A 26,845-nucleotide genomic window follows, 5' to 3' on the forward strand; every position below is an offset into this window, starting at 1 on the left:
GGGCAAGTGATATGGCAAATTTAGATTTTATTAAACAGATTGCACCAGACGCACAGAGAGTTTATAAAAAGCATGATATTCTTGCTTCCCTGATTATTGCTCAAGCCTGTTTAGAAAGTGGATGGGGTACAAGTGAGCTAGCCCAGCAGGGAAAGAATTTATTCGGAATGAAAGGTACGTATAAAGGACAATATGTCCTCATGTGGACGACTGAATATGACAAGAACGGAAAACCTACTCCCGTGCAAGCCAGGTTTTGCAAATACCCATCTTGGTCTGAATCGATTCAAGACTTAGCCAAGTTATATGTCAACGGGACAAGCTGGGATCCTAATCACTATCAAGCTGTCGTAGGGGAAAAAGATTACAAGAAAGCAACAGCCGCACTTGTTGAAGCCGGTTATGCGACTGATCCGAATTACGCCATTAAATTAAATAGTTTAATCTTTACTTACAAACTAACACAATATGACACTGTGGAAGGTGTCCCTGACGGACCAGATGATCCAGATACACCGACACCTGATCCCGAATTTCCTAGTAAAGAGTATGACGGGAAAGACATCACACTCAATCAGAATTTACCTTCTGACGTTACCTTTCCACAACTACATGTTTCAACAAAGGATGGAAAAAGTGTTGTCGAAATAACGGGCGTTTCAGTCGATCTGATGGACGATAAGACAGGGAAGAAGAGTTTTACCTTTACGATCACAAAAACGCAGGAGAACGCCATAGAATTCGATTTATTGGTAAATGATAATATTCTGTATTTGGATGAGAAGAAATTCAATCATCAAAAGTATTACATTACAGATGTTAACATCCGTCAAGAGAAAAATGTTCTAAGGAAAACTGTATCAGCGAGCCACATTTTCACTGTGCTTCTGATTAACAATCGCATTCATGAAACGGTCTCAAAAAAGCTAAAGTTAAGAGAGGCGTTAGATATTGCGTTAAAGGATACGAATTTCAAATATATTTTTAAAACGCCTGAAAGAGAATTTGATGCAGCAGAACAAGAAAATTTTGGGGATAAGAATTCCACAGAGTTGATGGATGAAATTATCCAAGATTACAAGCTTGAGATCGATGTCGATAACTATAAAATGTATGTTTATCAAAAGATGGGAAAACGGATTAATTTCACCTTAGATTCACGCTATAATATGCCTGGTATCTCCATTAAAATTAACTCACAAAACAGCACAACTAGAGCTTGGGGCTATGGTGCTTTGAAAAAAGGCAGTAGCGCAGATAGCAAAAAACCAAAATATGAATTTGAGCCGATTTTGTACATTCATCCAGATGAAAAAAAGTTTTTACTCGAAGGAAAACCACGTTGGGCAGAACCGATCAGGGATGAAAGATATAAAAAGGCGAGTATCATGGTTTCAGCGCTTAAAAAACATGTGAATCCATATCCTGAAATGACAATCGAGGCAGACTTTCAATATATCTATGAACCAAAACTATTAGAAATTGAACAGGACTTCTGGAAAGGTGATACGATTCATGTCTTAGCTGATACGGCAGATGGTATCACGTTTGAAGATGATGTACGGCTGATCTCCATTCAGTACAATCCTTTAGATCCTTACAGTAGTCCAAAATTGATATTCGCCAATTTCAGAAAAGATATTCAAGATATCGCCGTTAGTCAGGCTAAGCAGTTAAGAGATCAAAAACGATATATCAACCAACTTTTTCAAACGCTCAGATAGCGTTTTTTTATTTTTGTTTAAAAAGGAGTGAGGCAGATGGTGCAGCTGATAAAAAATTATGATCAAACGCGAAACTCCCGTCATCAAGCACAATTAAAATCAGATATGCAAAGTATTGAAAATACCTTAAATGATCACGAGTATCATTTGAAAAGTCATGAATTATCTAAAACAGCCCATACATCAAAACAAGTCGATCACGGCGGTTTTTCTGTGTCTTCGGTTTTAGAAGGATTAAAGAACAGAATACGAAATTTAATATTAAATACCGATGGGACGAACGTTAAAGAGGTAGTCGATTCGAGAGTTACAGCTGATGGCGAGGTATTTCCCTTGCTTAAAGAGCGATTAGATACGGAGTATGGTAAGCTACTACAAAAAATCAAACGTAATGTAAATGTTGACGATTTCGGTGCTGATCCGACCGGTATAAAAGATAGTACAGAAGCATTTCAAAAAGCGATTGGTACCGGTAAAGTACGTCTGAACCTATCAGCCGGTACCTATATTGTAAAAGGCGTCAAACTTCCGTCTTGGACGTACATGGTCGGTCAAGGCATCGGTGTTACTACGCTGAAACTGCACGAAGATACGCCAGCTAGTGAGTGGGTGGTCACGAACGCGGATCATGTAAAGGGAAACCGAAATATCGTTGTAGAAGGAATGTCGCTTGATTGGAATTCGGAGCGCCAGGGCGGTGTAAGTGCAACCGGTGGAATACATTCGAGCTGTCTTACCTTTGCCAATGTTACATTCGGGATTGCGCGAGAAGTAGAAGGCATTAATCCGGGGTTACATTGTTTTGATGCCTCTGCACCAAGCTATAATATTGCGGATGTTGATTATACAAAAAGTGGATGCCGGTATATCTGGTTTGATCGATGCGTCGGTTCGGGGTATGGAGATGACGGAGTAACAACGCACTATAGTGAGTATGTTTTTATCACACAATGTGTGATGACCAATCCTAGTGGAAAGGCCCATCCAGTTGGAGAGGCAAATTCGAACGGTGTCGAGGTAGATGACGGGTCTAAAAACGTTTGGGTTATTGATTGTTATACGTCAGGGAATGTTCGTGGTGTTGAAGTGAAAGCACATCCGGAATGGCCGGCGCCTTCTAACGTCCACATTACAGGTTGTGAATCATTTCGAGATGTTCGCGCGTTTGATCTTCGTCACATTGGACATCACTTAGCAAACGAACCATGGAGCGAAACAGCTCGAGATGTTACGTTAGTCAATTGTACAGCGCGTGAACCAGTATTTAATGATCTATGTGTGGGACTAGATCCACGAGCGCTTGTCGTTTCAGCTTATCAACATGTCATGATTTCAAACTTCCGTGCGATTGGCGATCCTACGTATAACTATAAAGGGACAACAATCATCGCTTTTCAATATAAGAGTCGAAAGATTAATGTTAACGGATTACAAATGCATGGTTTCGCAAAAGCTGGTACAGATATTCATGTGATCGGAGGCGATCAACGAACGGATGATGTTCATATCTCAAACTTTGCAATCCATGATTCGGCAAAAGTCGGTATTAGCTTAGGCGGTGGGGTATATTACGTTAATTTAATGAATGGTATCACACATACAAAAGGTGGGATAGCCGGTGTAACAGCGCCAAACAACCAAGCAAATATTGTTTCGGTGCGTGCTGTTGGATATACTGATGCGGCTGTGATCGCAGGTGAACGTTACCCCTTTGTTCCAAACAATATCAAGGGCGGTTTTAGAGCTGCATCAAGTTCTGGTTCTCCTTTGTCAGATACTAGCGCAATTATCGGCTCTACTGGTGGTGGCAAAGCTAAAGGTGACGCTAATGTATTGATCGGAACACGGGGAGGTTCCACAACAGAAGGCTCTCGGTCTGTTGTCATGGGTTCAAATAATTCCCATGTGAAAGGCAAAGATTTAGTTTCGGCTATGGTTCTCGGTTCTGTCAATGTCATAAACGACAAGAGTTATACCACAGTGTGGGGGTTCGGAAGTGAGCCATCAACGGCTAATAAACGAGTCGAAGTGAATGCAGAGGCTGGATCGGTACGAGGTACGGGAGCCGTCCAGAGCGTTTCAGACCTAAAGGACCTTGCGGAATACTTCGAATCTAAAGACGGAAACAAAATTGAATCTGGCTATCTGGTGACATTGGATGGCGATAAAATTCGAAAAGCGCAAACAGGTGAAAAAGTTCTCGGTGTTATTTCTGAAACTGCCGGCGTTATCATGGGTGGTGCAGCGTTTTACTGGAATGACCGATATCTTAGAAACGAGTTCGGTGGTTTGATCTATGAAACAATGATTAAAGATGGCTGTGAATATAAGATCCCGAAAGAAAACCCAGATTATGATCCTAAGATTGAATACACACCAAGAGAAGATCGCGATGAATGGCATGTAGTCGGTTTAATCGGTCAGGTGTTTGTTAGAATTGATGAAACAGTAAAAACCGGTGATTTCATTGTACCTAACGATGGAATAGGTACAAAATCGGATAAAGGTAAAGGTCTTTATGTCATGCGAATCCGCAAAGACTTTAATAAAGATCAGGGTTACGGTGTGGCAAAAGTCTTTATTCATCCAGGAATATAACGGAGGTGGTTAAATGATATATAAAGACTCCGGCATTCAGTTCGATGTAAACGCACAAGTCAAACGCAATATATCAACTAGTATTCAATACAGTACACAAGACACTGGGACGGCAAAAATAACCTTTAAACTATTGAAAGACGGTGTACCATTGCCCATATCAAACGCGACTCACGGAAAACTGTTTATGAAGTTCGCGGACGGTAGTCACTTTTATGTTCATACGGAAGTCGGAGACGCTCTTACAGGCGTTATTTTTTATGTCTTGACTTCGGAACAAATGAAGCATTTTGGGACAGTGCAGGCTGAACTTTATGTCAATTATGATAACGGTCAGAAAATGAGTATTCACAAGTTTTCTTTTAAGATTGATCAAGCTCTTGTGGATGCGGATATTGTCCCGATGGCAGAATATTATATCGAAGATTTTGAGACGCTCAAAACCCTTGTTCAAGAAAAGGCAGCACATGCAGACAACATATTAGACGAACTTCAAAAGAAGTTTGCAGAACTGAATAACGTTGAAACAAAAGACGGAGCGCAAGCAAAAGCAAACAAGGCAGAAGCAAACGCAAAACATTATACGGATCAGCATGTAGCGAATAAGGAAAATCCACACGCAGTTACAAAAGAACAGATTGGATTATCTAATGTCGAAAATATGAAGCAAGCATCGAAGATTGATTTTGATACACACAATGAAGATTCTACTCGGCATATTACGCCTGAGGAACGAATGAAGTGGAATGATGGTCAATTAACTAAAATATCTAATGACACTGGGGGCGTGTTGGTATCCATAGGAGATACGGATGATCTCTATTTGAAAATAGTTCAGTCCGGCAAACGATTCGGAACTTTTTATTGTTCTGGGAAAGCCAAAAACTCGCCGAGTCCTCACTCGTCAAGAGGGCTTTTTCATATGACCGGAACGGATGAAAAGGGACTAGGTACGTACGGGTATGTCATAGCGCTTGATTGGAAAAACAACCTTTATACGAATTATATTGATCAAACGGAAGGCTGGCAGGGGTGGCAACGGTCTTTATCATCGTCAGACTTATCGCCGGAATGGAATGCGGCTACACTGATCAATGGGGCAAAGCAAGATTCAGCGTTCCCGTTACAATTCTCCGTCAATAATAACGTTTTATGGTTACGTGGCTCTTTCAGTTCCTTACCGGCTATCGGAACCATTGTCGCAAAGTTCACAATTAAGCTCTCTAGGCTTGTTGATTTTGTTGTACCTACAATTGGATCTTACGGAATCGCTCGTTTTTCTTTAACCACTGATGGGGAGCTGAGATATGACGGCATCATGGCGAATGATAATGCAAGTGTTACGAGAGTCTCTTTTAATGTCGGAATTCCGTTATGGTAAGGGGAGGGAAAAATATGCACGTTCTTTATTATGATGCAAACTTTAAATATGCTGGTGAAGATGATGTTGAGATAAATGGTGATACATTACCGCCTAATAGTACGACAGTGCTAATCCCTGAAGGGCTATACGATCCTAAATACCAGCTAGAGAAGGGTGTGGTGTGGGTTGAATCGGCTACACAAGAGTATATTGATAGCGTGAAGCCTTCTCCGCCTGAACCTAGTGCAACCGAGATTTTGAGGAAACAGGTTGCTCATCTATACTATATGATCTCGATAGAAGGATCAGAAAAGACGGCAGATTGGTTCACATATATGAAAGGCTTTTATAAAGACGGTCTGTGGACGAAGAAACAAATTCATGATGGAGTAGGTGCCAGAAGGATTACACCGAAACAATATGAAGAAATCACTGGAGAACCTTACGATTCCAATAAGCCTCCTAGCAACAAGACAGAATAACAGAACTATAAAAGAGCCGATTGGGCTTTTTTATTTTGCCTTAAAGGAGGTGAAGCCTTTGGAGATGGATTTAACTCAATATTTAATGACACAAGGACCCTTTGCGGTTCTTTTTTGTTGGATATTGTTTTATGTATTAAATACAACAAAAGAAAGGGAAAACAAGCTTAATTCACAGATTGATGCACAAAATGAAGTGCTAGCCAAATTCAGTGAGAAATATGATGTTGTGATTGATAAGTTGGATCAAATTGAAAAAAATCTAAAATAGGAGTGAAGAAAAATGAAAAATTTTGATAAAGGTACAGTCGTTCGGACGGTGCTTCTTTTTATTGCACTTATTAACCAGACTTTGATGATGTTCGGAAAGGGTGCATTGCCGATTAGTGAGGACCAAGTAAACACACTGGCAGATACTTTGTATTTGGTGGGTTCCACAGTGTTTACGATCATTACTTCAATCGTCGCATGGTATAAAAACAACTATGTCACAGAGAAAGGGAAGAAACAAAAAGAAGTGTTAAAACAAAATGGATTAACAAAATGAGAGGGCTACCGGTTGGCAGTCTCTTTTAATTGTCAAAAATAAAAAATAGAGGTGTTTTACAATGGCAGTTTCTTTACAAACATTGATCGATCGTTCTATTCGAAATATGGGGTCTGGTATTCACCCCGTAGTGAAAGAAACAGCAATCGAAGTCGTCAAAAGGGCATATAAAGAGAACATTTATGTGCAGATGACATCTGGCTATCGTTCTTTTGCGGAACAAAATAAGCTGTATGCGAAAGGACGTACTGCATCAGGGAAGATTGTGACTAATGCTAAAGCCGGACAGTCTAACCACAATTACGGTTTAGCAGTCGATTATGTTCTATTATCTTCAGATGGCAAAACAGCGATCTGGACGGTCAATTCTAAGTGGAAAAGAGTCGCTCAAATTGCAAAGGCTTTAGGATTTGCGTGGGGAGGGGACTGGAAAAGCTTTAAAGATTACCCACATTTAGAAATGATGGGCGGTTTAACTTTGAGCCAATTACAAGCTGGTAAACGTCCAGTCCTCGTATCAAAAGTAAACAACGCAACACCTGCGGTTCCTAAACCAACTAAAAAGCAGTCGTCAAAGAAATCATCTTCCAGTGGTGGTCGTGCGATTGTTAGAACGATTCAGAGTACGTTAAATAAACGCTATAAGTTAAATATTAAGGTAGACGGTTATCAAGGTCCTGAAACATACAAAGCTCTGCTTAAGGGCTTCCAGACCGAATTAAATAAGCAATTTCATGCCGGTCTTGTCGTAGATGGGGAGTGGGGACCGAAAACTCGTGCGGCTGTCGTAAATGTCCGTAAGGGAGCAAAAGGAAATATCACTTGGATTCTTCAAGTGTTGTTGATCTGTAAGGGATATGATGTGAATGGTCTGGATTCTATCTTTGGTCATGGACTTGAGAAGGCTGTGAGAGCTTTTCAAAAGGTGAATGGTCTGGCTGTGGATGGGATTGTTGGGAGAGCTACTTGGACAAGGTTGTTTGTATGAACATATTTTAGGCTGGGTGTTGAGTTTTTAATTACTAATAAGGTAAAAGGTGATGAATTTACAAAATTGTCACAACATCACCTTTTACCCCCATTTTTTATGGCTTCAAACTAAGAATATATTCAATTCGTGATTTTGCACCAAAGCTTGATTCTATAACCTTATAATCTTTACTTCCCATTAATTGTTTACATTTATTTATATCTTGCAGTAATTGATCTATATCTTCTGTATTAGCTTCAACTTTAAATTCGTTACTTTTAATATAATAATCTAATTTTTCATATATAAAATCAGGTATTTCTTTTAATTTAAAACACTCTATTGCAACACAAATATAATATGCAGTCTTTGTGAAAATATTATAGTTTAGCTCTCTCCAATCTTCTTCAAATACTTTTGCTGCAGATTGAGGTGCTGTAAAACCATCATCCTCTACATATTCTTCAAAACTAAATACAACGGAATCTTTGATGCTTTCATAATCAACATTATTATTCATATCACAAACCTCCCCTTAAATTCTGTACTCCTATGGAGTTACTGTATTATTTGAAAATACATTTAACTTTATATTAGGATACTTTGCTCTGAATTCTAATATAATATTTGTACAACTTTGACAAGTATCTAACTCTGAGAAAAGATTAATTTCTCCTTTAATATTTGGGTCTTTTATTTTAGATGCAATGTCTTCAAGAATCTTCGCTTCTGTATCATTATATCTCGGAAACTGATCTACTACATAATTTTTGAAGATACGCTCACTATCTGTCGGTGTATATGAAAAATCCATAACATCCGTTCCTAAATTATCCACAGAATGAATTTGACTATGAGCAGTAAATTCATTTCTTATACCTGGTATATTAACATCTGCTGTAGCAACATTACCTTTAGTAAGTGACTTTATTTTTCTATCTATTTTTTTCCTCTGTGTGTTAGATAGATTTAAATATTCATCTGAACTTTTGAATGCTGTTATTGAATCAGATAATTTTGTTCTTACGACGTTAGCCCTATCTTTTAAAGTTTTTCCAATAAGATTACGAGTACCCTTAGTCCCATTGTCAACATCTTTCCCAGATTCATGCTTCCTCGGCTTAGAAGACTCATGAGGATGCTTACCAGAAACGTTTTCAGCACCTTTAGTAGACTCGTGATGCTTATCAACCTTGTGAACTGGCTCGTGTGATTTTGATTTTGGTTGATGCGGAGTTTTGGGATCTCCGTCACCATGCTTGCCTTTTTGAACATTTTTGCCTTCGTGTTTTTCGGTCACTTTTCCAGTGCTTTTGGTTGCTTCTTTATTCTTCTCAACCTTCTGAATTGATTCGTGTGACTTCGGTTTTGATTTATGTGGAACTTTAGGTTCTCCACCATGGTCACCTTTCGGAGTCTTCTTAATGCCGTCCCCACCATGAGCTTTTCCACCTTTAGGACTTGTAAAATGATCAAACGACTTCTTGATGAACTGAATCATCTCATGTCCAGACTGCCGTAAAGTAAGCGCATGTATAGGAATTCCTTCTGTTACGAGGATCTCCCGTGCAACTGGGTTAGGTAAGTCTCCTATTTTTATGAGTCCTTTTTTGATTAGTTCTCCAACTTCCTTGAGATCTTTAACGACTCTGTTTCCTACGACTATTCCAACGTGTCCAGCACCTTTGATTCCTTGTTTGATTGCCGTTTTTCCAGCGCCTTTGATTCCTTGTTTGACTATTGATTTACCCGCAGCGCTTGCAAATCTTCCAGCTTTCGAAGCAATTGATGCACCCTTTGATGCTGCACCGGCACCACCTGATATAAATGTAGTGACGATATTTAATTTAAGATATTCAGCATAATGTGTCCTTGAATACAAATCTCCATGTACAAAGTTTTTATCCCATTTTTCTTTTACTTCATCCCAAGCAGAATTCCAAGCTTTTTTATAGTCGAATTCTATAATTGAGTTTGCAGTTCTAACTGGATGTAATGCAGAATTTCTTACAAATTTATTTAGTGTTACAACACCTTCAAGAGTTTCCTTAACAAAATCATATCTAGCCACTGTTATTCCTTTTGCATAGTCGTATGCAGAGCCTAGATATTTTTTACCTGCCTCATCTACAGGTGCTAAAACTTCTTTTAGTTTCTCCTCTCCTGTTTCTATAAGATTTATAACACCATCATCAAAATCGTCTAACTTCTCTGATACATAATCAATAGGATGTTCCCAGAAACTAACATCTTCTTCTTCAAGGGATTTAACATACTCCTGTTGTTCTGGTGAAAGGTTGTTATAACCAATTTCTTTAGCCATTTTAACATATTCATCAGGGTCAGATACGTTTGCAAGCTTCTCTTGCAACTCTGCAATTCTGCGGGCTTCTGCTTGCTCTTTTTTCGCATTAATATATGTAGTCGCTTGTTTGTCGGTTTTGATTGCTTCTTTATATAACTTATTCGAGTGAAAAGCCTTTTTATCAAAATACATAGGAGAAGCGCTTTTGCCATTACTTGTGGCTTCCATCAATGCTGATAATTTTTTGGAGACACTTTCGGCTTCAGCCAATGCTTGTGTGTATTCACCTGTCATAAATTTATCCAAATCGTCTACTGCATCAATTGCATTTTCCCGAGTTGTTTGTGCTTTTGACATCTCTACTGTGTAATTGTGGTCAGTCCACTTATCCAGATCAACGATGTCGCTCACTCGGTCTATGATCCGATCCATGCTACTCTTGAGAGAGTCAACGATTTGATCGGATTTTTTATCTGCATTTTTTAATTCAGTCTTTAAAAAAGACATTTCAATGTACGAATCGGGCAATTTTTTCGCTTCGATATCACCAGAAACCCCATTAAAAAACGAGATCTGCATATCGGCAAGAGTGATCCAACTGTCGACAACCTCAGCCTGTCCTCTAAAAAACTCTTTAATGTTATCTGCGCCTTTTCCTGTGAAATCATCACCTAAATCTGCCACTCCAAGACAGGCTGTTTTTAGCGTTTGAAGTTTCTCTTTTAGGTTTTTATAATCTTTTTTACGTTGATCGGCTCTTTCAACTAAAGTACTGGCTTCAAAAACTTTAGCTGAACTGTCTAACTCTTTGTTTTTCTTTTTCTTGTCTGCCATCACATTTTCCTTTCAGATAGTTATTTTTTTAAACAACATCATAAAAATAGCAATCAGTTAAAATTTTATCATGTTAATAAAAAGGGTGGTAGGATATTTTTTCCATTCTAAGAAAATGAATCTTTAGGATTAGGTATAAGATCCCAATAAATGGTTTTTTCTTCTCTATGAATTTTTATTTGCCATCAATCAACAGATGTTTTTTGGGAACTATAACAATATATGGTTGTCAAAAAGTGGGGTATTGTGTAGAATATTTACGATAAGAAAGAGGATATATTATTCTGATTATTTTCAAAAAATAAAATATTGGGAAAAGGGGAGAAATTGAGTGGAAATAATTCCTTATGATTTAGTTGCTACAAAAATGAATTTTTGGTATAACTCACTAAAGAACAACTGGATAGAAAAGGCGGAGATAACAAAAAAGGAAGTTAGACAGTTACTTGATAATATGGAAGAGAATCAAGACGTCCTGATTTATTACTCGCTATTAGAATTTCGACATAAACTCCAGCTCGACTATTTGTGTGCTGGTTCTGGTGGTAGTCTTGAGGAACGATTTGAGGAGTTTAGAGAGATTAGAGAAAAGAATAACCTAGAAGGTATGCTTGACTACTACTATCATTTCTTTTCAGGGATGTATCATTTTAGACAAAAAGAATTGTTACATGCTTTAAGGTATTATAGGAGCATTCCTGTAATGAAGAAATTTGAGAGTTGAACAAAAAAAGAGCCCCTTGGTATCATACGAGGTGTCCAAAGCTTCGAAGCAAAAATGGACCCTTAATTTAAGTAACCAAGGAGGACTCAATAATGAATTATACACAAAATCATAAAATCTCTCAAATTACACCTTTAACTCTTATTGTTGGCATTGATATTGCCAAGGATAAACATGTAGCACGTGCACAAGATGACCGAGGTATCGAGTTCGGAAAACGCTTGATTTTTGAAAATCGAAAACATGGCTTTCAAAAATTAGTGACTTGGGCGGAAAGTCTTCGAAAAGAAAATGGCAAGAATCACGTCATTCTTGGCGTAGAGCCGACTGGTCATTACTGGTTTAGCCTCGCTTATTTTTTGGTAGAAAAAGGGTACGATTTTGTCATGGTAAATCCAATGCATGTAAAGAAAAGTAAAGAACTAGATGACAATTCCCCTACCAAGAATGATACAAAGGATGCTCGAGTAATAGGGCAGTTGATTAAGGATGGGCGATACTCCGTACCAAACCTCTTAGATGGCGTTTATGCCGAATTAAGAGAAGGCGTCAAATTACGAGATCAGCTCACAAAGCAACTGATGACCACAGAAGGTCGCATCCAAAATCATATACAACGCTACTTCCCTGAATTCTTTGATGTGTTTAGAGATTGGGAAGGAAAAGCAGCTTTTTGTACGTTGCGTATGTTTCCATTTCCGTCTCAAATTAAAGAAATGTCAGCGGAAGAGGTGCTTAAGAAATGGAAACCATTTGTTCAACGAGGAGTGGGAATAAAACGAGCGAGGAAGCTAGTAGAAGCTGCGAAGAAGAGTATTGGTATTCAAATTGGTATTCAGTTTGCCCAGCGTGAACTAGATTATTTACTCGACCAATATGAGCTTTATAAGCAACAGTTAGCACAGTTAGACAAAGAGCTAGAAGCTCTAGTAGAAACACTTCCAGGAGCCAAACAAATGATGGAGATACCAGGATTAGGATCTACGACAATCGCTCTGTTTTTTTCAGAGGTAGGTGACATGACAAAATATAGTCATCCCCAACAGCTAGTAAATTTAGCAGGTCTCTCTTTACGAGAACATAGCTCTGGTAAATTCAAGGGTCAAACACGAATTACGAAAAGAGGACGAAGTCGTTTGCGACGAGCTTTATATTTGGCTATTCGCCCATTAGTCGCTCATAATCCGACGTTTAAAGCATTGCATCAATACTATACAATGCGATCTGAAAAGCCATTGAAAAAGCAACAATCACTCATTGCCTTGTGTTGTAAGTTACTACGTGTATTATTTGTCATTGGGCAAAAACAATGTCAGTTTGATGGTTCTAAACTATTAAGAGGATTGCCTCGAACCCAAGAATTACAGGTTGTTTAAAGTCTTTAGAAATACACTCTAAAGACCAACAATTTCTCATACAAACACCAATAGTGCAGAGTTGGAGCTTATTTTCACCATTCGGGCTTTAGACCCAGCATAGGAGCATTTCCAACCTCCACCTCATGGATACGCAGGACGAAGGAAAGTATGGATACGATCCGGAGAGATATGGGAGGGTTAGCGACCGTGATTTGTGTGGAGAATTCCTAGCACGGTTATACACTTGTTTTCCAAACTAATCCAGTTTGGTAGATAGGATGGCTTATTCCTTGTAAATATTTTATATATATTAAAAAGATATCCAGTAATATTGGTGTGTCAACTATATGGTGGTTATGAAATAGTGAGAATGCATGAGTATTTGGAAGAAAAACGAACTTTATTGAGGGAGTGCAGAAAATAAACTTGAAGTCTTCAACTGCGATGAGTTAGAGAAAGCTGAGTTTTATTTTAAAATTTCAGAACTTTATTACAATATGAAACAAACTTTGTTTTCGATGGATTATGCAACTCAAGCATATAATATATTCAAGGATCATGAAACATATGGTCAGCGTCGTATTCAAAGTCAGTTTATTATGGCTGGAAACTGGTTAGATCACATGTGTCCTGAGAAATCATTAGATAATCTATATCAAGCACTATTTGAATCTGAAAAAATGAATGTGGGTTATTTAATGGGAATGGCACACGCAAACCTTGGAATATGTTATGATCAACTTGAAGAACTTGAGAAATCCTCCAGTCATCTACGAAAATCCCTTGAAATATACAGAGAAGAGAATAATAGTTATCAAGGTAGAGTAATATTTAACCTTGCGCATGTTGAAGTAAAGCAAGGTAACACTATTGTTGCCAATGATTTATATTTAGAAGGAAAAGAATTTGCTGAAACGAATCAAAAGTTAGATGACCTTGCGAAGATGGAACTTCTTAAAGGACTTTATCTTGAAAATGATACGGACTTAGTTAGGGAATCATTTAAGTTCTTCAAGGAAAGAGGTATGTATGCAGACTTGGAAGAGTACGCTATAGTTGCAGCAGAAGTTCTAAGAAGAAGGGAAAAGGTGTATGATGCCCTTGATTTTTATCGTGCTGCAGTAGAGGCGAAGCGACTAATCAAGAGGAGTGTGGTATTAGATGAAATCTAAAATATTAGTTTGCGTAATTTTAATATTGGGTGTGGCGGGCACTACCCTAGGAGTAACTTACAGTCAACTAGATAACGCTACTTACAAGGTTGCTGACAGGATGTTGTCCTAATCTCATTAAAAATAAAGGAAACAAATTAGTGCAGATCACATTGATCTGCTTTTTTTCTAAATTTAAATTTGCTTAACCCTTTTCACTTTCCTTCTTTTATTTAACAGATATTAAATAAAATAATCCAAATAATCAATTTTATGTTAAAATTATTGGTGTTATTTTAATATTGTTTAAATAGGGACAGGAAGGGACTCTGCGTGATGGAGAAATTAAATGGGACATTAACTGTTTGGAATAAGAATTTCACTTTTCTCTTTTTTTCAAGGATCATCAAAATTTCGGCTGACAGCTTTGCATTCTACTCGATTTTATGGTTTCTTATTTTTAGTGGAGAAGGTGCTATCGGTACATCTTTATTAATTGCTGTTACCTTTCTACCGGAAGCTTTGTTGGGACCGGTGACAGGTCCGTTAATGAAAAGAAGCACTTTGAAGTTTTGGATGTATTTCTCTGACTTAACAAGAGCAGTGGTTGTGCTATCAATACCAATTTGTTATTTCAACGGTTTCTCACCTATGTGGTTTATTTTGAGCCTCATGATTATTTATTCAGCAACTGGAGCCACATATCATCCTGCATCAATTACCCTGATTCCGCAAATTATCCATGAAAATTTCATGCAAAAAGCAAATGCAATCCTCCAGTCTTCCTCTGAAATTGCGAAGCTTGGTACTGTAACACTGTGCGGTTTCCTCTTGACTTTGATCGGACCAGCAACGACATTGATCATTTCTTTTATACTTTATATCATTTCTGGCATTTTTGTTCTTTGTATCAAGTATCAAATCGAACAGCAATCTGCTGTACACGAAACTGAGAAAAATAGAGGTACATATAAGGAAAGATTAAAAAGAGGATTTTCTTTGGTTAGACATCATAGAATCCTATTTCCATTAGCCATCTATTGTATTTTTATGAATTTAGCAGCAACTCCATGGGAAGCACTTTCCGCCGTTTATGTTTCAGAAGATTTAAATGCCACGCCGTTTATTCATTCGCTTTTGAAGGCTACAACAACTACCGGTGCTTTTTTACTTGGGCTTATCCTTACTAAGGTAAAGATCAATAGATATGGACTTCTTTTCATAACAGCTGGAATTATTGAAGGCACATCTTTCTTCATCACAGGATTATTTACAATTTTACCACTTGTATTTATTGCTGCCTTTGTATTTGGAGCAGCAGTAAGCTCAATCAATGTACCAGAGTACACAATTATTCAAAAAACCGTTGATGGTGATGATCAGCCTCAAGTATTTGCTATCATCCGTATGATTGGAAACTTTGCTTTTCCACTAGGTTCAATAGTCTGTGGGTATGCAGCAGTCACATTTGGAGCTGGCAAGGTGATCGCGTTTGGTGGTTTAATTGAACTTCTCGCAGGTCTTGGAATTTTACTGTTCACGAAACTAGCCAAGGCTAAGGAATCAGATCTTATCAAGGAAAAAAAGGCAAGTGCCTCAATATAATGTAACCTCAAACACACTGATTGTTCATATTCAGCAAGTTAAAGGAAAAGACAATATTGATGCGGAACAGATTGAAAGTGAAGTCAGGGAAGCAATAGAGGAACAAAAAGCTGTTCTAGAGAAAGGTAACAGAGGATGGAGAAAGAGGACGAAGAACATATAGTAGACAATTCATTTGAAGTCATGGTGTATTGGCATCTTGGAACTAAATTTTATAATCAAGTCAGAAAGCAGGCCATCAGGCCTGCTTTTATTGCTGATTAAAAAATACTTGTTTGAGTGAATAAATAATAGAATGAAAACAAAAGCGCTAAGATTCCTACGAATAAAGCGAATTTTTTTTGTTTATTGTCCTTTTCGGTTATGAAATAAAGACCCGTGCAGAAAGATCCTATGAACCAACCAATTGAAATTTGTACAATGGCTAAAATAAAACCAATAATTCCTATAATCTTAATTACCATCCTTATGACATCTTTCAATAAAATTACCACCTTTGGATATTTTTTCATAAATAAATATATTCAAACGCTTTCATTTATGATATCATAATTTTGTATTACAAAATATATAAAGGGAGGAATTTAATAGAAATGATGAAACAGTTAATAGTTTCGTTGTTGTCTTTGTCTTTATTGGTTGGAATAGTGTCACCTCTAACTACATTGGCGAGTGCCAGTGAATTACCGTCTCAAGAGCTTTCGAATGATGCTGTGGTGAAAAAGGCTGCTCCTATTACTTCGTCTGTATTGCCAGAGGGGACAGTTTTGGGGGATGATAAAAAAGCGGACACAGCTGGGAAATGGAGATATTACGCAACTTCAAAGTATAGTAATAAAATCGTCTGGACTACAGTATCTGCGGCGGCTACTGCAATGGGACTCTATACGGGTATCAAACATTTAACCCTTGCGGGGATTGTAGGGAACTATATCATTGCTAATTATAATGATTGGATTTATTACACAGACAGAAAATATTGGAGAATGGCTGGGTTTGTTCGTCAAGTAAAGCACAGGGTAACATGGTATAAGGACAGAAAACGTAAAAAGAAAATTCATACGCAGGAGTATATAACAAATGATTATGGTGGTCCGAAATCTGTTCCTTCTCCTGCCATCAACAATTAAACTAAAGTAAAGCAGGCCTCGGCGGCCTGCTTTTATTGTTAGGTCTATTGATCGACCTCTTTTTGTCGTGGTGTCCACAGTTGGGTTTGAAAACAACCATAGTCGATATGATGATTTTTTATAAGGCTCGTGTATTGAGACTTCATAGTTAAAGCAGAAAAACCTAAAAGTATCTAAGGCGTTTAAGATCCTTAGTTAAGTTATTTAAGTATTTTAGAGGCAGCTTAAACTGTCGTCTTTCAGGAAGTTTTTAGAACTTATTGAGAATATATGTTCTATTTTAGAAATAAATGTGCTATGATAGGAACGAATGTTCTGTTAGGAGATGATTTATGTGATGGTGGCAGAGAATAAAACAATCGGAAGAGAAGAAGCCTTGGGAAAAGCATTAAAAGATATTGAAAAGGCTTTTGGAAAAGGTGCAATTATAAAAATGGGTGAAAAACCATCTTTGCAAATTGAAACTGTATCAAGTGGCTCCATAAGTTTAAATTTAGCTTTAGGTTTAGGAGGATATCCGAAGGGGAGGATAACTGAAATTTATGGTCCAGAAAGTTCTGGGAAAACAACATTAGCTTTACATGCAATTGCTGAAGTGCAAAAAACAGGGGGGCAAGCTGTGTTTATTGATGTAGAACATGCTTTAGACCCTCATTATGCTCAAAAGTTAGGTGTAAATATAGATGAATTATTGGTCTCACAACCAGATAGTGGTGAGCAAGCTTTAGAAGTTGCGGAAGCTTTGGTTAGAAGCAGTGCAGTGAACATTATTGTGATTGATTCTGTTGCAGCACTTGTACCCAAAGCCGAGATTAAAGGTGAAATGGGCGATTCACATGTTGGATTGCAGGCACGCCTTATGTCGCAAGCATTGCGTAAGTTATCTGCTGCAATTAATCAAAATGATGTAATTGTCATTATGATAAATCAGATTCGTGAAAAGATAGGGACTTATGGCAATCCAGAAACTACAACTGGAGGAAGAGCGTTACGATTTTATGCTACTATTCGTATTGACGTTCGACGGGGTGAAGTTTTAAAAAATAAAGAAAAAAGAGTTATTGGAAACCGAACAAAAATAAGAGTAGTAAAAAATAAGATTGCACCGCCTTTTAAAATTGCAGAATTCGATATTTTTTACGGTGAAGGCATTTCAAAACCTGGAGAGCTTATTGATCTTGGGTCTGATGCTGGTATAGTTCAGAAAAGTGGAACATGGTTTTCTTATAAGGAAGAAAGACTGGGACAGGGAAGAGAAAACGCTATAATGTTTTTAAAAGAAAATGAAAGTATAAAGTCCGCTGTTGAGAAAGATATCAAAGAATACTTTGAAGAATGCAACCATATTAATGAAGGAAAAAAGAATAAAGAAGAACAAGACTCCCTTTTGGAAGTCGAGAAGCCTTGTCATTGAGAAAAAATTTATGGTGACTTAATGTATATTTAAGCACTCCGTTATATCAGTTTGATTAATAGTTAAAAAAATTCCCCTCTGAGTGACCATACTTAGGGGGATTTTTCATATTGGAAATGAAATCTTGTTTTCCTCAAAAAAAGATTTGCTACAATAAGAACAGTAGATTATTGGCAGAGGAATGATAAGATGACAGTAAGAAGGCCGGTAGCCAGAACATTACCTTACTCCTATGAACAGTTTTTGAAACAGTATGAGTGCCTTGCAGTAGGCAAAGAACACCACATTCTTCTGGAAAGCGCTAGAGGTGGAGAATACAGTATAGCTGGTCTTGATCCAATCGCTATAGCGGAGGGGAAAGATGGTATTACCAAAATTCGTTATCAAGGAGAAACATTATACAGGGAAGGAGACCCATTCGTACAGTTTACTGAATGGTTTCAAACACTGAAAACGGAAACGATTGCTGACTTCCCCGATTTTCAGGGCGGGGCAGTCGGCTTTTTAAGTTATGATTATGCTCGCTATATTGAAAAATTTAAACTTTTGGCGATCGATGACTTGCAAACACCGGATTTATTTTTTCTAGTATTTGATGATGTAGCCGTTTATGATCATGCGAAGGAAATGCTGTGGTTGATTACTCACTGCGGTGAAGATCACACAAAAGCAGACGTGAAACTAAGTATTCTTGAAACGATGTGGATGTCAGACCTTCGGGAATATACAAAACGAGTAAACCCAGATGAAAGTGATGGAGCATCGTTTGCTGCATCATTTACGGAGGCTGGTTTTGTTGAAGCGGTGGAAAAAATAAAACAATACATTGCTAGCGGAGATGTATTTCAGGTCAATCTTTCTATGCGACAATCACAGAGGCTTTCTGTATCGCCTTTTGAAGTCTACAAAATGTTAAGGAAGGTCAATCCTTCACCTTATATGGCATATTTAGAAACTCCTGATTTTCAAGTCATTTGCGGGTCTCCCGAGCTGCTCATTAAAAAGAAAGGTTCCTTGCTTGAGACGAGACCCATCGCCGGAACAAGATCTCGCGGAGCTGATGATGCCGAAGATTTGGCACTTGCCGCTGAACTCATCATGAATGAGAAAGAGCGTGCCGAACATGTGATGCTTGTTGATTTAGAGCGTAACGATCTTGGTAAAGTGTCGAAGTACGGTTCTGTCCAAGTCAACGAATTTATGGTCATTGAAAAGTACTCCCATGTCATGCACATTGTTTCAAATGTTTGTGGAGAAATAAGAGAAGAATGTGATCCGGTAGATGTGATTCATGCTGTATTTCCGGGTGGTACAATTACAGGAGCGCCAAAGGTTAGAACAATGGAAATTATCGAGGAACTTGAGCCAACGAGGCGAGGGCTTTATACTGGTTCTATAGGATGGATTGGATATAATCAAGATATGCACTTTAATATCGTCATCCGAACGATTTTTGTTAAAGCAGGTCAGGCTTTTATGCAGTCAGGAGCAGGGATTGTCATTGATTCCAATCCTAAGCATGAGTATCAAGAATCATTTAAAAAAGCAGTTGCGATGGAAACGGCGTTAAAGTTGAGTGAAGAAGAGAAAAAAGAGCAGAGGAGAGCTGAGCTATGATATTGATGATTGATAATTATGACTCATTTACCTACAATTTGGTGCAGTATTTAGGTGAGCTTGGTGAAGAATTGATTGTGAAGAGAAATGACGAAATCACAGTATCGGAAATAGATGATATGTCACCTAATTTTTTGATGATTTCCCCTGGACCATGCAGTCCAGATGAAGCTGGGATCAGTCTTGAAGCGATCCGCTTTTTTGCAGGGAAAATTCCGATTTTCGGAGTGTGTCTTGGACATCAGTCAATTGCCCAAGCATTTGGCGGTCATGTCATTAGAGCAGAGCGGTTAATGCACGGGAAAACATCAGAAATCTTCCATGATGGGTTGACGATTTTTCAAAATCTTGAAAACCCGTTGATTGCTACTAGGTATCATTCCTTAATTGTAAAGGACGACACATTACCTGACTGCTTTATCAAGTCTGCATGGACAAAAGAAGGGGAAATCATGGCGATCAGGCATAAGGAACTGCCGCTAGAGGGTGTTCAGTTTCATCCAGAGTCAATTATGACACCATTTGGAAAAGATATGTTGAAAAACTTTATTAAGACTTACCGAAAGAAAGTGAACGCATGATCATCTATCTAAACGGTGAATATGTGAAGGAGGAGGAAGCAAGACTTTCTCCTCTTGATCATGGTTTTTTATACGGCATTGGTGTGTTTGAAACATTTCGTCTTTATCAAGGTCAGCCGTTTCTTTTAAAATGGCACATGGAACGACTTAAAAAAGCATTAGACGACCTGAAAATCGAAGCATCCTTGACTGAGGATGATGTGCTGAAAATATTGGAAAATCTTTTAGAGATTAATCAGCTAACAAGCGGAAATGCAAGGGTTCGAGTCAATCTATCTGCTGGTTTAGCTGGTTCAGGTCTTTCTGCTGAACCATACAAAGATCCCGTCCTTATGGTGCTGATCAACCCTTTTCAGCCTGAATCCGTTCCTGCTGAAAAGGAAGGAGTTGTCCTACAAGTTCATAGAAATACCCCAGAGGGCTTATTTCGCTTAAAATCTCATCATTTCTTAAACAACTTGTACGGAAAAAGGGAGTTGGGGAATGATCCGGGAAAAGAAGGGATTTTTCTTACGGATGATGGGGCTGTAGCAGAAGGGATTATTTCTAATATTTTCTGGAAAATAAATGACAGTGTGTTTACGCCTTCTCTTAAAACTGGAATTTTGGATGGTGTAACAAGGCGTTATGTCATTGAACTTCTGAAAAAATTGAATATAAAAGTCATGCAAGGGGAATATTCATTGGAACATTTACTTCGTGCCGATGAGGCTTGGATGACCAATTCTGTCCAAGAAATTGTCCCGTTTTACAAAATTGGTCATGCTGTCTTTCCAGGGAAGAATGGAAACATGGCAAAAAGTCTACAACAGCTATATGCTAAAGATAGAACTAAAATAAACGACTATAAATAAATGATTTAGAGGGTGAAGGATATGACACCGCAAACATTGATTCGTTCAAAACAGCTTACTGCAAAACACCACACATTGTCATATGAAGATCAAACGTTAATTATGGGAATTTTAAATGTAACACCTGATTCGTTTTCAGACGGAGGAAAATACAATAGTATCGATCGAGCTGTGATCCATGCGAAACAATTGGTGAAAGACGGTGCTCATATTCTTGATATCGGCGGGGAATCAACAAGACCTGGTGCAGATAAGGTTTCTCTTGATGAAGAACTGACAAGAGTTATTCCTATCATTGAAAAGCTCGTTCAGGAAATCGATGTACCAATTTCGATTGACACTTATAAAGCGAAAGTTGCGGATGAAGCCATTAAAGCGGGTGCCGTCATCATTAATGATGTTTGGGGAGCTAAAGCAGATCCTCAAATGGCATCTATCACGGCTGCGCATGATGTCCCAATTGTTTTAATGCATAATCGAAAAGAGCGAAATTATACAAATTTAATACCTGATATGATATCAGATCTGATGGAAAGTGTGAGTATTGCAAAAACTGCTGGAGTCAAAGAACATCATATTGTGATTGACCCTGGGATCGGATTTGCTAAAACCTATTCCGACAATCTTGCTGTCATGAAACAGCTAGAGGCATTTTGTCAGCTAGGATATCCAGTCCTATTGGGAACTTCACGCAAAACATTTATTGGACGAGTCTTGGATCTTCCGCCTGAAGAGCGGGCAGAAGGCACGGGGGCTACTGTGTGTCTCGGCATTCAAAAAGGATGTGACATCGTTAGAGTGCATGATGTCAAACAAATCTCGAGAATGGCTAAAATGATGGATGCTATGATGGATAAAGGAGGCGTTTATCATCGATAAAGTCTATATCGAAGGTATGGAGTTTTATGGTTATCATGGTGTATACAAAGAGGAGAATGTGCTTGGACAGCGGTTTCGCGTCGATTTAACTGCATTTTTAGATCTAAGTGAGGCGGGGAAAACGGATTGTCTTGAAGCAACAATTAATTATGCAGAGCTTTATGAGTTGTGCAAAGAGGTTGTCGAAGGAAAGCCAGTAAAACTTGTTGAATCGATTACAGAAACGATTGCTGAGAATGTTTTCAAGCGCTTTGAAAGAGTTCAGAAATGTACGGTTAAAGTGATAAAACCTGATCCACCGATACCTGGTCATTATCGATCTGTAGCTATAGAAATGACGAGAACACGCCCATGAAACACACAGCATATATCGCGCTAGGCTCAAATATCGCTCCGCGGGAAGTCTATTTAAAAAAAGCAATTCAACTCCTCCATCAACACCCATGTGTGACGGTTTTTGATATTTCTTCAATCTATGAAACCGACCCTGTCGGGTATACTGAACAGGCCCCCTTTTTAAATATGGTTGTGGGTGTTAAGACGTCCCTCTCTCCGTTCAAATTGCTTCAGTTGATGCAAAGTATTGAAAATGAGTTGGGTCGAACACGAGAAATAAGGTGGGGGCCGAGGACTGCAGATCTTGACATTTTACTGTATAATCGTGAAAATATTGAGACAGAACAACTCATCATTCCTCATCCGAGAATGAATGAACGCTTGTTTGTACTCATCCCATTGCTAGAGATTTTCCCTGATTTTAAGGGGTCTATAGATGATGTAGAAAATCGAGAAGGTGTAAGGGTATGGAAGCAGAAATCTGGGGTAGAAGAATTCGTGCGTATAGAAAATTAAAAGGTTATACCCAAGAAGGGCTCGCTAAGACATTGGGTATATCCGTTTCTGTTCTTGGAGAAGTTGAACGGGGAAATCGCATGCCATCTGATCTTATGGTGAGAGATATAGCTAGAACTTTAAATTTAACAATGGAGGAATTATCCCCTCCAAAGGAATGAAAGGAGGATAAAAAATGTTTAAGATCGGTGATATAGAATTAAAAAACAGGGTTGTGTTGGCACCGATGGCAGGAGTGTGTAATTCTGCATTCCGATTAACGGTGAAAGAATTCGGAGCTGGATTGGTATGCGCTGAAATGGTAAGTGACAAAGCGATCCTTTATAACAATGCAAAAACGATGGGGATGCTTTATATTGATGAGCGAGAAAAACCATTGAGCTTACAAATTTTTGGTGGCGAAAAAGAAACACTTGTTGAAGCTGCGAAATTTGTTGACCAAAACACAACAGCTGATATTATTGATATTAATATGGGATGTCCAGTACCAAAGATTACGAAGTGTGATGCGGGTGCTAAATGGCTGCTTGATCCTAATAAAATTTATGAAATGGTTTCTTCAGTTGTTGAAGCGGTTGATAAGCCTGTAACTGTTAAAATGAGAATGGGCTGGGATGAAAATCATATTTATGCAGTTGAAAATGCTAGAGCTGTTGAACGGGCAGGGGGAAAAGCTGTAGCTCTTCATGGGCGGACCCGCGTGCAAATGTATGAAGGAACGGCAAACTGGGATATCATTAAAGAGGTGAAACAGGCCGTTTCGATACCTGTTATCGGGAATGGGGATGTAAACACCCCTCAAGATGCCAAACGTATGCTTGATGAAACAGGAGTAGACGGTGTGATGATTGGTCGGGCCGCTTTGGGAAACCCTTGGATGATTTACCGTACGGTTCATTACCTTGAAACAGGTGAATTAAAGGATGAACCTAAGGTGCGTGAAAAAATTTCTGTCTGCAAGCTTCACCTTGACCGATTAATTGAATTAAAAGGAGAAAATGTGGCAGTTCGTGAGATGAGAAAGCACGCAGCCTGGTATTTAAAAGGCATAAGAGGAAACGCGAAGGTCCGGAATGAAATCAATCATTGTGAAACAAAAGCTGAACTTGTCCAGCTTTTGGATGCGTTTACGATCGAAGTAGAGGCAAAAGAGCTTCAGGATGAAAAAGCAGGATAAAGCCTTCCTCTGCTCACTGCCAGTTTTAACTGGCAGTTTTTCTGCTTTTTTCAAAAATAAAAGTAACGGAGTGATATTGATGAATCATGGAGAACAAAACCATGAAGAGTTAAATGACCAATTGCAAGTCAGACGGGACAAAATGAATCAATTAAGAGAAAGCGGTAGGGATCCGTTTGGCCAGCGTTTTGAACGCAGCCATCAATCAGCTGAACTTCATGATCTATACAGTGAGTTCACAAAGGAAGAACTAGAAGAAAAAGCCATTAAAGTAACGGTTGCTGGTCGAATGATGACGAAACGTGGAAAAGGTAAAGCTGGTTTCGCTCATATTCAAGATCTAAAAGGACAAATACAGATTTATATAAGAAAAGACAGTGTCGGAGATGAAGAGTATGAATTATTTACAGGCTCTGACTTAGGTGATCTGGTCGGTATCACGGGTGTGATGTTTAAAACAAAAGTAGGCGAGTTATCTGTTAAAGCGACATCCTTTGAACTATTGGCAAAAGCACTTCGTCCACTTCCTGATAAATATCACGGATTAAAGGATATAGAACAACGCTACCGTCAGCGATACTTAGATTTAATTATGAATCCTGATAGCAAAAAAACATTTATCGCGCGCAGTAAAATCATTCAGTCAATGAGAAGATACTTAGATAGCCATGGATATCTAGAGGTTGAAACACCTATGATGCACGATATTGCTGGAGGCGCCTCTGCTCGTCCGTTCGTCACACACCATAACGCACTTGATATGGAGCTTTATATGAGAATTGCGATTGAGCTTCATTTGAAAAGACTGATTGTTGGTGGGTTAGAAAAGGTTTATGAAATTGGGCGTGTATTTCGTAATGAAGGAGTCTCCACTCGGCATAACCCCGAATTTACAATGATTGAACTTTATGAGGCTTATGCTGATTATAAAGATATTATGAGTTTGACTGAGAACCTCATTGCCCACATTGCAGAAGAAGTTTATGGAACGACAACAATTCAATATGGTGAACATGAGATTGACCTTAAACCTGAGTGGAAGAGACTTCATATGGTAGACGCTGTTAAAGAAGCGACTGGTGTTGATTTTTGGAAAGAAGTCACTTTAGATGAAGCAAAAGCATATGCTAAAGAGCATGGGATTGAAATCAATGAAAATATGACTGTTGGACATATCATTAATGAGTTCTTCGAGCAAAAAATTGAAGAAACTCTTATTCAACCAACCTTTATTTACGGTCATCCTGTGGAAATTTCACCACTTGCTAAAAAGAATCCAGATGACCCCCGTTTTACAGATCGGTTTGAACTATTTATTGTCGGTCGTGAGCATGCCAATGCATTTACTGAATTAAATGATCCGATAGATCAAAAAGAGCGCTTTGAGGACCAGCTTAAAGAACGTGAAGCAGGAAATGATGAAGCTCATATGATGGACGAGGATTATATTGAAGCATTGGAATATGGAATGCCGCCTACAGGTGGTTTGGGAATCGGTATTGACCGGTTAATTATGCTTTTGACAAATTCACCTTCTATTAGAGATGTTTTATTATTCCCGCAAATGAGACATCGCTAATCATCCTGAAGCAACAGCTGTATATCGGCTGTTGTTTCTTTTATTATATTTTTTTAAAAAAAGTATTGCACTATTATTAATATGGTGGTATATTATTATTCGTTGCCACAAAAACAGGCAATGAGAGAAAAAAAGAAATTAAAAAAAGTTATTGACTTTATATTAAGATTTAGATATAATATAAAGGTCGCTTAACAAATGATCTTTGAAAACTAAACAAGACTAAACGTACCTGTTAATTCAAGAAACAAGAAATACAAAGCACATTTAGTGCAAGTCAGGGCAGATATCGTCACAAGTGACGAACTTAATCTGCACTCCATTTTATGGAGAGTTTGATCCTGGCTCAGGACGAACGCTGGCGGCGTGCCTAATACATGCAAGTCGAGCGGACCATAGGGAGCTTGCTCCCGAAAGGTTAGCGGCGGACGGGTGAGTAACACGTGGGTAACCTGCCTGTAAGACTGGGATAACTCCGGGAAACCGGGGCTAATACCGGATGCTTGATTGAACCGCATGGTTCAATCATAAAAGGTGGCTTCGGCTACCACTTACAGATGGACCCGCGGCGCATTAGCTAGTTGGTGAGGTAACGGCTCACCAAGGCAACGATGCGTAGCCGACCTGAGAGGGTGATCGGCCACACTGGGACTGAGACACGGCCCAGACTCCTACGGGAGGCAGCAGTAGGGAATCTTCCGCAATGGACGAAAGTCTGACGGAGCAACGCCGCGTGAGTGATGAAGGTTTTCGGATCGTAAAACTCTGTTGTTAGGGAAGAACAAGTACCGTTCGAATAGGGCGGTACCTTGACGGTACCTAACCAGAAAGCCACGGCTAACTACGTGCCAGCAGCCGCGGTAATACGTAGGTGGCAAGCGTTGTCCGGAATTATTGGGCGTAAAGCGCGCGCAGGCGGTTCTTTAAGTCTGATGTGAAAGCCCCCGGCTCAACCGGGGAGGGTCATTGGAAACTGGGGAACTTGAGTGCAGAAGAGGAGAGTGGAATTCCACGTGTAGCGGTGAAATGCGTAGAGATGTGGAGGAACACCAGTGGCGAAGGCGACTCTCTGGTCTGTAACTGACGCTGAGGCGCGAAAGC

Annotated in this window: 24 protein-coding genes, 1 rRNA gene and 1 pseudogene (1 of these 26 running past the window's edge); 24 read left to right on the forward strand and 2 right to left on the reverse strand. The window is 38.8% G+C overall.

What is annotated here, in order from left to right; genetic code table 11:
• Positions 1-11 precede the first annotated feature (11 nt).
• The 7 genes from HOO54_RS01995 (at position 12) to HOO54_RS02030 (ending at position 7,702) form a co-directional block, all read left to right on the forward strand.
• Complete coding sequence (locus tag HOO54_RS01995; protein ID WP_172292216.1) at positions 12-1,724, forward strand: phage tail protein; 1,713 nt, start codon at positions 12-14, stop codon at positions 1,722-1,724.
• A gap of 36 nt (positions 1,725-1,760) precedes the next feature.
• A complete protein-coding gene (locus HOO54_RS02000) occupies positions 1,761-4,322 on the forward strand; it encodes a peptidase G2 autoproteolytic cleavage domain-containing protein (protein WP_172292218.1) in 2,562 nt (853 codons plus the stop codon).
• A gap of 13 nt (positions 4,323-4,335) precedes the next feature.
• The gene (locus tag HOO54_RS24005) at positions 4,336-5,703 is read left to right on the forward strand and encodes a phage baseplate upper protein (RefSeq protein WP_253907590.1); all 1,368 of its coding nucleotides are present in this window, start codon (positions 4,336-4,338) and stop codon (positions 5,701-5,703) included.
• Positions 5,704-5,717: 14 nt separating this feature from the next.
• Entirely contained in the window at positions 5,718-6,167 is a 450-nt protein-coding gene (locus HOO54_RS25055) for an XkdX family protein (RefSeq protein ID WP_375335794.1), read from the forward strand.
• A gap of 58 nt (positions 6,168-6,225) precedes the next feature.
• The gene (locus HOO54_RS02020; protein ID WP_172291990.1) at positions 6,226-6,438 is read left to right on the forward strand and encodes a BhlA/UviB family holin-like peptide; all 213 of its coding nucleotides are present in this window, start codon (positions 6,226-6,228) and stop codon (positions 6,436-6,438) included.
• A 12-nt stretch (positions 6,439-6,450) separates the two neighbouring features.
• Positions 6,451-6,714: a phage holin gene (locus HOO54_RS02025; RefSeq protein ID WP_172292220.1), complete on the forward strand. Its 264-nt coding sequence runs from the start codon at positions 6,451-6,453 to the stop codon at positions 6,712-6,714.
• Positions 6,715-6,775: 61 nt separating this feature from the next.
• Positions 6,776-7,702: a peptidoglycan-binding protein gene (locus HOO54_RS02030; protein ID WP_172291992.1), complete on the forward strand. Its 927-nt coding sequence runs from the start codon at positions 6,776-6,778 to the stop codon at positions 7,700-7,702.
• A 97-nt stretch (positions 7,703-7,799) separates the two neighbouring features.
• Here the strand turns inward: HOO54_RS02030 and HOO54_RS02035 are convergent, their stop codons facing one another.
• Both HOO54_RS02035 and HOO54_RS02040 read right to left on the reverse strand, forming a co-directional pair.
• On the reverse strand, positions 7,800-8,204 hold the full coding sequence (locus tag HOO54_RS02035; RefSeq protein ID WP_172292222.1) for a hypothetical protein: 405 nt from the start codon (positions 8,202-8,204) through the stop codon (positions 7,800-7,802).
• 30 nt (positions 8,205-8,234) lie between these two features.
• On the reverse strand, positions 8,235-10,823 hold the full coding sequence (locus tag HOO54_RS02040) for a T7SS effector LXG polymorphic toxin (protein WP_172292224.1): 2,589 nt from the start codon (positions 10,821-10,823) through the stop codon (positions 8,235-8,237).
• Positions 10,824-11,154: 331 nt separating this feature from the next.
• Here HOO54_RS02040 and HOO54_RS02045 point away from each other — a divergent pair.
• The 17 genes and pseudogenes from HOO54_RS02045 to HOO54_RS02125 all read left to right on the forward strand — a co-directional run.
• A pseudogene (locus tag HOO54_RS02045) lies at positions 11,155-11,517 on the forward strand (response regulator aspartate phosphatase); the annotation flags it as partial.
• Between the two features lie 122 nt (positions 11,518-11,639).
• On the forward strand, positions 11,640-12,923 hold the full coding sequence (locus HOO54_RS02050; protein WP_172291902.1) for an IS110 family RNA-guided transposase: 1,284 nt from the start codon (positions 11,640-11,642) through the stop codon (positions 12,921-12,923).
• A gap of 479 nt (positions 12,924-13,402) precedes the next feature.
• Positions 13,403-14,077, forward strand: a complete 675-nt coding sequence (locus tag HOO54_RS02055) for a hypothetical protein (RefSeq protein WP_172292000.1) — start codon at positions 13,403-13,405, stop codon at positions 14,075-14,077.
• 315 nt (positions 14,078-14,392) lie between these two features.
• The gene (locus tag HOO54_RS02060) at positions 14,393-15,661 is read left to right on the forward strand and encodes an MFS transporter (protein WP_172292070.1); all 1,269 of its coding nucleotides are present in this window, start codon (positions 14,393-14,395) and stop codon (positions 15,659-15,661) included.
• Positions 15,648-15,824, forward strand: a complete 177-nt coding sequence (locus HOO54_RS25330) for a hypothetical protein (protein WP_253907579.1) — start codon at positions 15,648-15,650, stop codon at positions 15,822-15,824. Before HOO54_RS02060 ends, HOO54_RS25330 begins: the two co-directional genes overlap by 14 nt.
• A 433-nt stretch (positions 15,825-16,257) precedes the next feature.
• Positions 16,258-16,791: a serpin family protein gene (locus HOO54_RS02070; RefSeq protein WP_172292002.1), complete on the forward strand. Its 534-nt coding sequence runs from the start codon at positions 16,258-16,260 to the stop codon at positions 16,789-16,791.
• A 337-nt stretch (positions 16,792-17,128) separates the two neighbouring features.
• Positions 17,129-18,205, forward strand: a complete 1,077-nt coding sequence (gene recA, locus HOO54_RS02075; RefSeq protein WP_253907581.1) for a recombinase RecA — start codon at positions 17,129-17,131, stop codon at positions 18,203-18,205.
• 189 nt (positions 18,206-18,394) lie between these two features.
• The gene (locus tag HOO54_RS02080; RefSeq protein WP_172292006.1) at positions 18,395-19,822 is read left to right on the forward strand and encodes an anthranilate synthase component I family protein; all 1,428 of its coding nucleotides are present in this window, start codon (positions 18,395-18,397) and stop codon (positions 19,820-19,822) included.
• A complete protein-coding gene (gene pabA / locus HOO54_RS02085; protein ID WP_172292008.1) occupies positions 19,819-20,403 on the forward strand; it encodes an aminodeoxychorismate/anthranilate synthase component II in 585 nt (194 codons plus the stop codon). Before HOO54_RS02080 ends, pabA begins: the two co-directional genes overlap by 4 nt.
• The gene (gene pabC / locus HOO54_RS02090; protein WP_172292010.1) at positions 20,400-21,257 is read left to right on the forward strand and encodes an aminodeoxychorismate lyase; all 858 of its coding nucleotides are present in this window, start codon (positions 20,400-20,402) and stop codon (positions 21,255-21,257) included. The genes pabA and pabC overlap by 4 nt, the downstream gene beginning before the upstream one ends.
• A 21-nt stretch (positions 21,258-21,278) precedes the next feature.
• A complete protein-coding gene (gene folP, locus HOO54_RS02095; RefSeq protein WP_172292012.1) occupies positions 21,279-22,136 on the forward strand; it encodes a dihydropteroate synthase in 858 nt (285 codons plus the stop codon).
• Positions 22,129-22,491 (forward strand): dihydroneopterin aldolase, encoded by a 363-nt coding sequence (gene folB / locus HOO54_RS02100; protein ID WP_172292072.1) that lies wholly within the window; start codon positions 22,129-22,131, stop codon positions 22,489-22,491. Before folP ends, folB begins: the two co-directional genes overlap by 8 nt.
• The gene (gene folK, locus HOO54_RS02105; protein WP_172292014.1) at positions 22,488-22,988 is read left to right on the forward strand and encodes a 2-amino-4-hydroxy-6-hydroxymethyldihydropteridine diphosphokinase; all 501 of its coding nucleotides are present in this window, start codon (positions 22,488-22,490) and stop codon (positions 22,986-22,988) included. Before folB ends, folK begins: the two co-directional genes overlap by 4 nt.
• Positions 22,940-23,149, forward strand: a complete 210-nt coding sequence (locus HOO54_RS02110; protein WP_172292016.1) for a helix-turn-helix domain-containing protein — start codon at positions 22,940-22,942, stop codon at positions 23,147-23,149. The genes folK and HOO54_RS02110 overlap by 49 nt, the downstream gene beginning before the upstream one ends.
• A 14-nt stretch (positions 23,150-23,163) precedes the next feature.
• Positions 23,164-24,165: a tRNA dihydrouridine synthase DusB gene (dusB, locus tag HOO54_RS02115; RefSeq protein ID WP_172292018.1), complete on the forward strand. Its 1,002-nt coding sequence runs from the start codon at positions 23,164-23,166 to the stop codon at positions 24,163-24,165.
• A gap of 79 nt (positions 24,166-24,244) precedes the next feature.
• On the forward strand, positions 24,245-25,744 hold the full coding sequence (gene lysS / locus HOO54_RS02120; protein ID WP_172292074.1) for a lysine--tRNA ligase: 1,500 nt from the start codon (positions 24,245-24,247) through the stop codon (positions 25,742-25,744).
• Positions 25,745-26,067: 323 nt separating this feature from the next.
• Positions 26,068-26,845, forward strand: a 16S ribosomal RNA gene (locus HOO54_RS02125) (it continues 772 nt past the right edge of the window).

It is taken from the genome of Bacillus sp. WMMC1349 (genome assembly GCF_013155385.1).
GTDB lineage: Bacteria > Bacillota > Bacilli > Bacillales > Bacillaceae > Bacillus.

What these genes read in the sequence shown, in the direction of transcription:
- HOO54_RS01995 (WP_172292216.1), top strand. Translation starts at nt 12, where the DNA reads ATGGCAAATTTAGATTTTATTAAACAGATTGCACCAGACGCACAGAGA.
- HOO54_RS02000 (WP_172292218.1), top strand. Translation starts at nt 1,761, where the DNA reads ATGGTGCAGCTGATAAAAAATTATGATCAAACGCGAAACTCCCGTCAT.
- HOO54_RS24005 (WP_253907590.1), top strand. Translation starts at nt 4,336, where the DNA reads ATGATATATAAAGACTCCGGCATTCAGTTCGATGTAAACGCACAAGTC.
- HOO54_RS25055 (WP_375335794.1), top strand. Translation starts at nt 5,718, where the DNA reads ATGCACGTTCTTTATTATGATGCAAACTTTAAATATGCTGGTGAAGAT.
- HOO54_RS02025 (WP_172292220.1), top strand. Translation starts at nt 6,451, where the DNA reads ATGAAAAATTTTGATAAAGGTACAGTCGTTCGGACGGTGCTTCTTTTT.
- HOO54_RS02030 (WP_172291992.1), top strand. Translation starts at nt 6,776, where the DNA reads ATGGCAGTTTCTTTACAAACATTGATCGATCGTTCTATTCGAAATATG.
- HOO54_RS02035 (WP_172292222.1), bottom strand. Translation starts at nt 8,204, where the DNA reads ATGAATAATAATGTTGATTATGAAAGCATCAAAGATTCCGTTGTATTT.
- HOO54_RS02040 (WP_172292224.1), bottom strand. Translation starts at nt 10,823, where the DNA reads ATGGCAGACAAGAAAAAGAAAAACAAAGAGTTAGACAGTTCAGCTAAA.
- HOO54_RS02050 (WP_172291902.1), top strand. Translation starts at nt 11,640, where the DNA reads ATGAATTATACACAAAATCATAAAATCTCTCAAATTACACCTTTAACT.
- HOO54_RS02055 (WP_172292000.1), top strand. Translation starts at nt 13,403, where the DNA reads ATGAAACAAACTTTGTTTTCGATGGATTATGCAACTCAAGCATATAAT.
- HOO54_RS02060 (WP_172292070.1), top strand. Translation starts at nt 14,393, where the DNA reads ATGGAGAAATTAAATGGGACATTAACTGTTTGGAATAAGAATTTCACT.
- HOO54_RS02070 (WP_172292002.1), top strand. Translation starts at nt 16,258, where the DNA reads ATGAAACAGTTAATAGTTTCGTTGTTGTCTTTGTCTTTATTGGTTGGA.
- recA (WP_253907581.1), top strand. Translation starts at nt 17,129, where the DNA reads ATGGTGGCAGAGAATAAAACAATCGGAAGAGAAGAAGCCTTGGGAAAA.
- HOO54_RS02080 (WP_172292006.1), top strand. Translation starts at nt 18,395, where the DNA reads ATGACAGTAAGAAGGCCGGTAGCCAGAACATTACCTTACTCCTATGAA.
- pabA (WP_172292008.1), top strand. Translation starts at nt 19,819, where the DNA reads ATGATATTGATGATTGATAATTATGACTCATTTACCTACAATTTGGTG.
- pabC (WP_172292010.1), top strand. Translation starts at nt 20,400, where the DNA reads ATGATCATCTATCTAAACGGTGAATATGTGAAGGAGGAGGAAGCAAGA.
- folP (WP_172292012.1), top strand. Translation starts at nt 21,279, where the DNA reads ATGACACCGCAAACATTGATTCGTTCAAAACAGCTTACTGCAAAACAC.
- folK (WP_172292014.1), top strand. Translation starts at nt 22,488, where the DNA reads ATGAAACACACAGCATATATCGCGCTAGGCTCAAATATCGCTCCGCGG.
- HOO54_RS02110 (WP_172292016.1), top strand. Translation starts at nt 22,940, where the DNA reads ATGGAAGCAGAAATCTGGGGTAGAAGAATTCGTGCGTATAGAAAATTA.
- dusB (WP_172292018.1), top strand. Translation starts at nt 23,164, where the DNA reads ATGTTTAAGATCGGTGATATAGAATTAAAAAACAGGGTTGTGTTGGCA.
- lysS (WP_172292074.1), top strand. Translation starts at nt 24,245, where the DNA reads ATGAATCATGGAGAACAAAACCATGAAGAGTTAAATGACCAATTGCAA.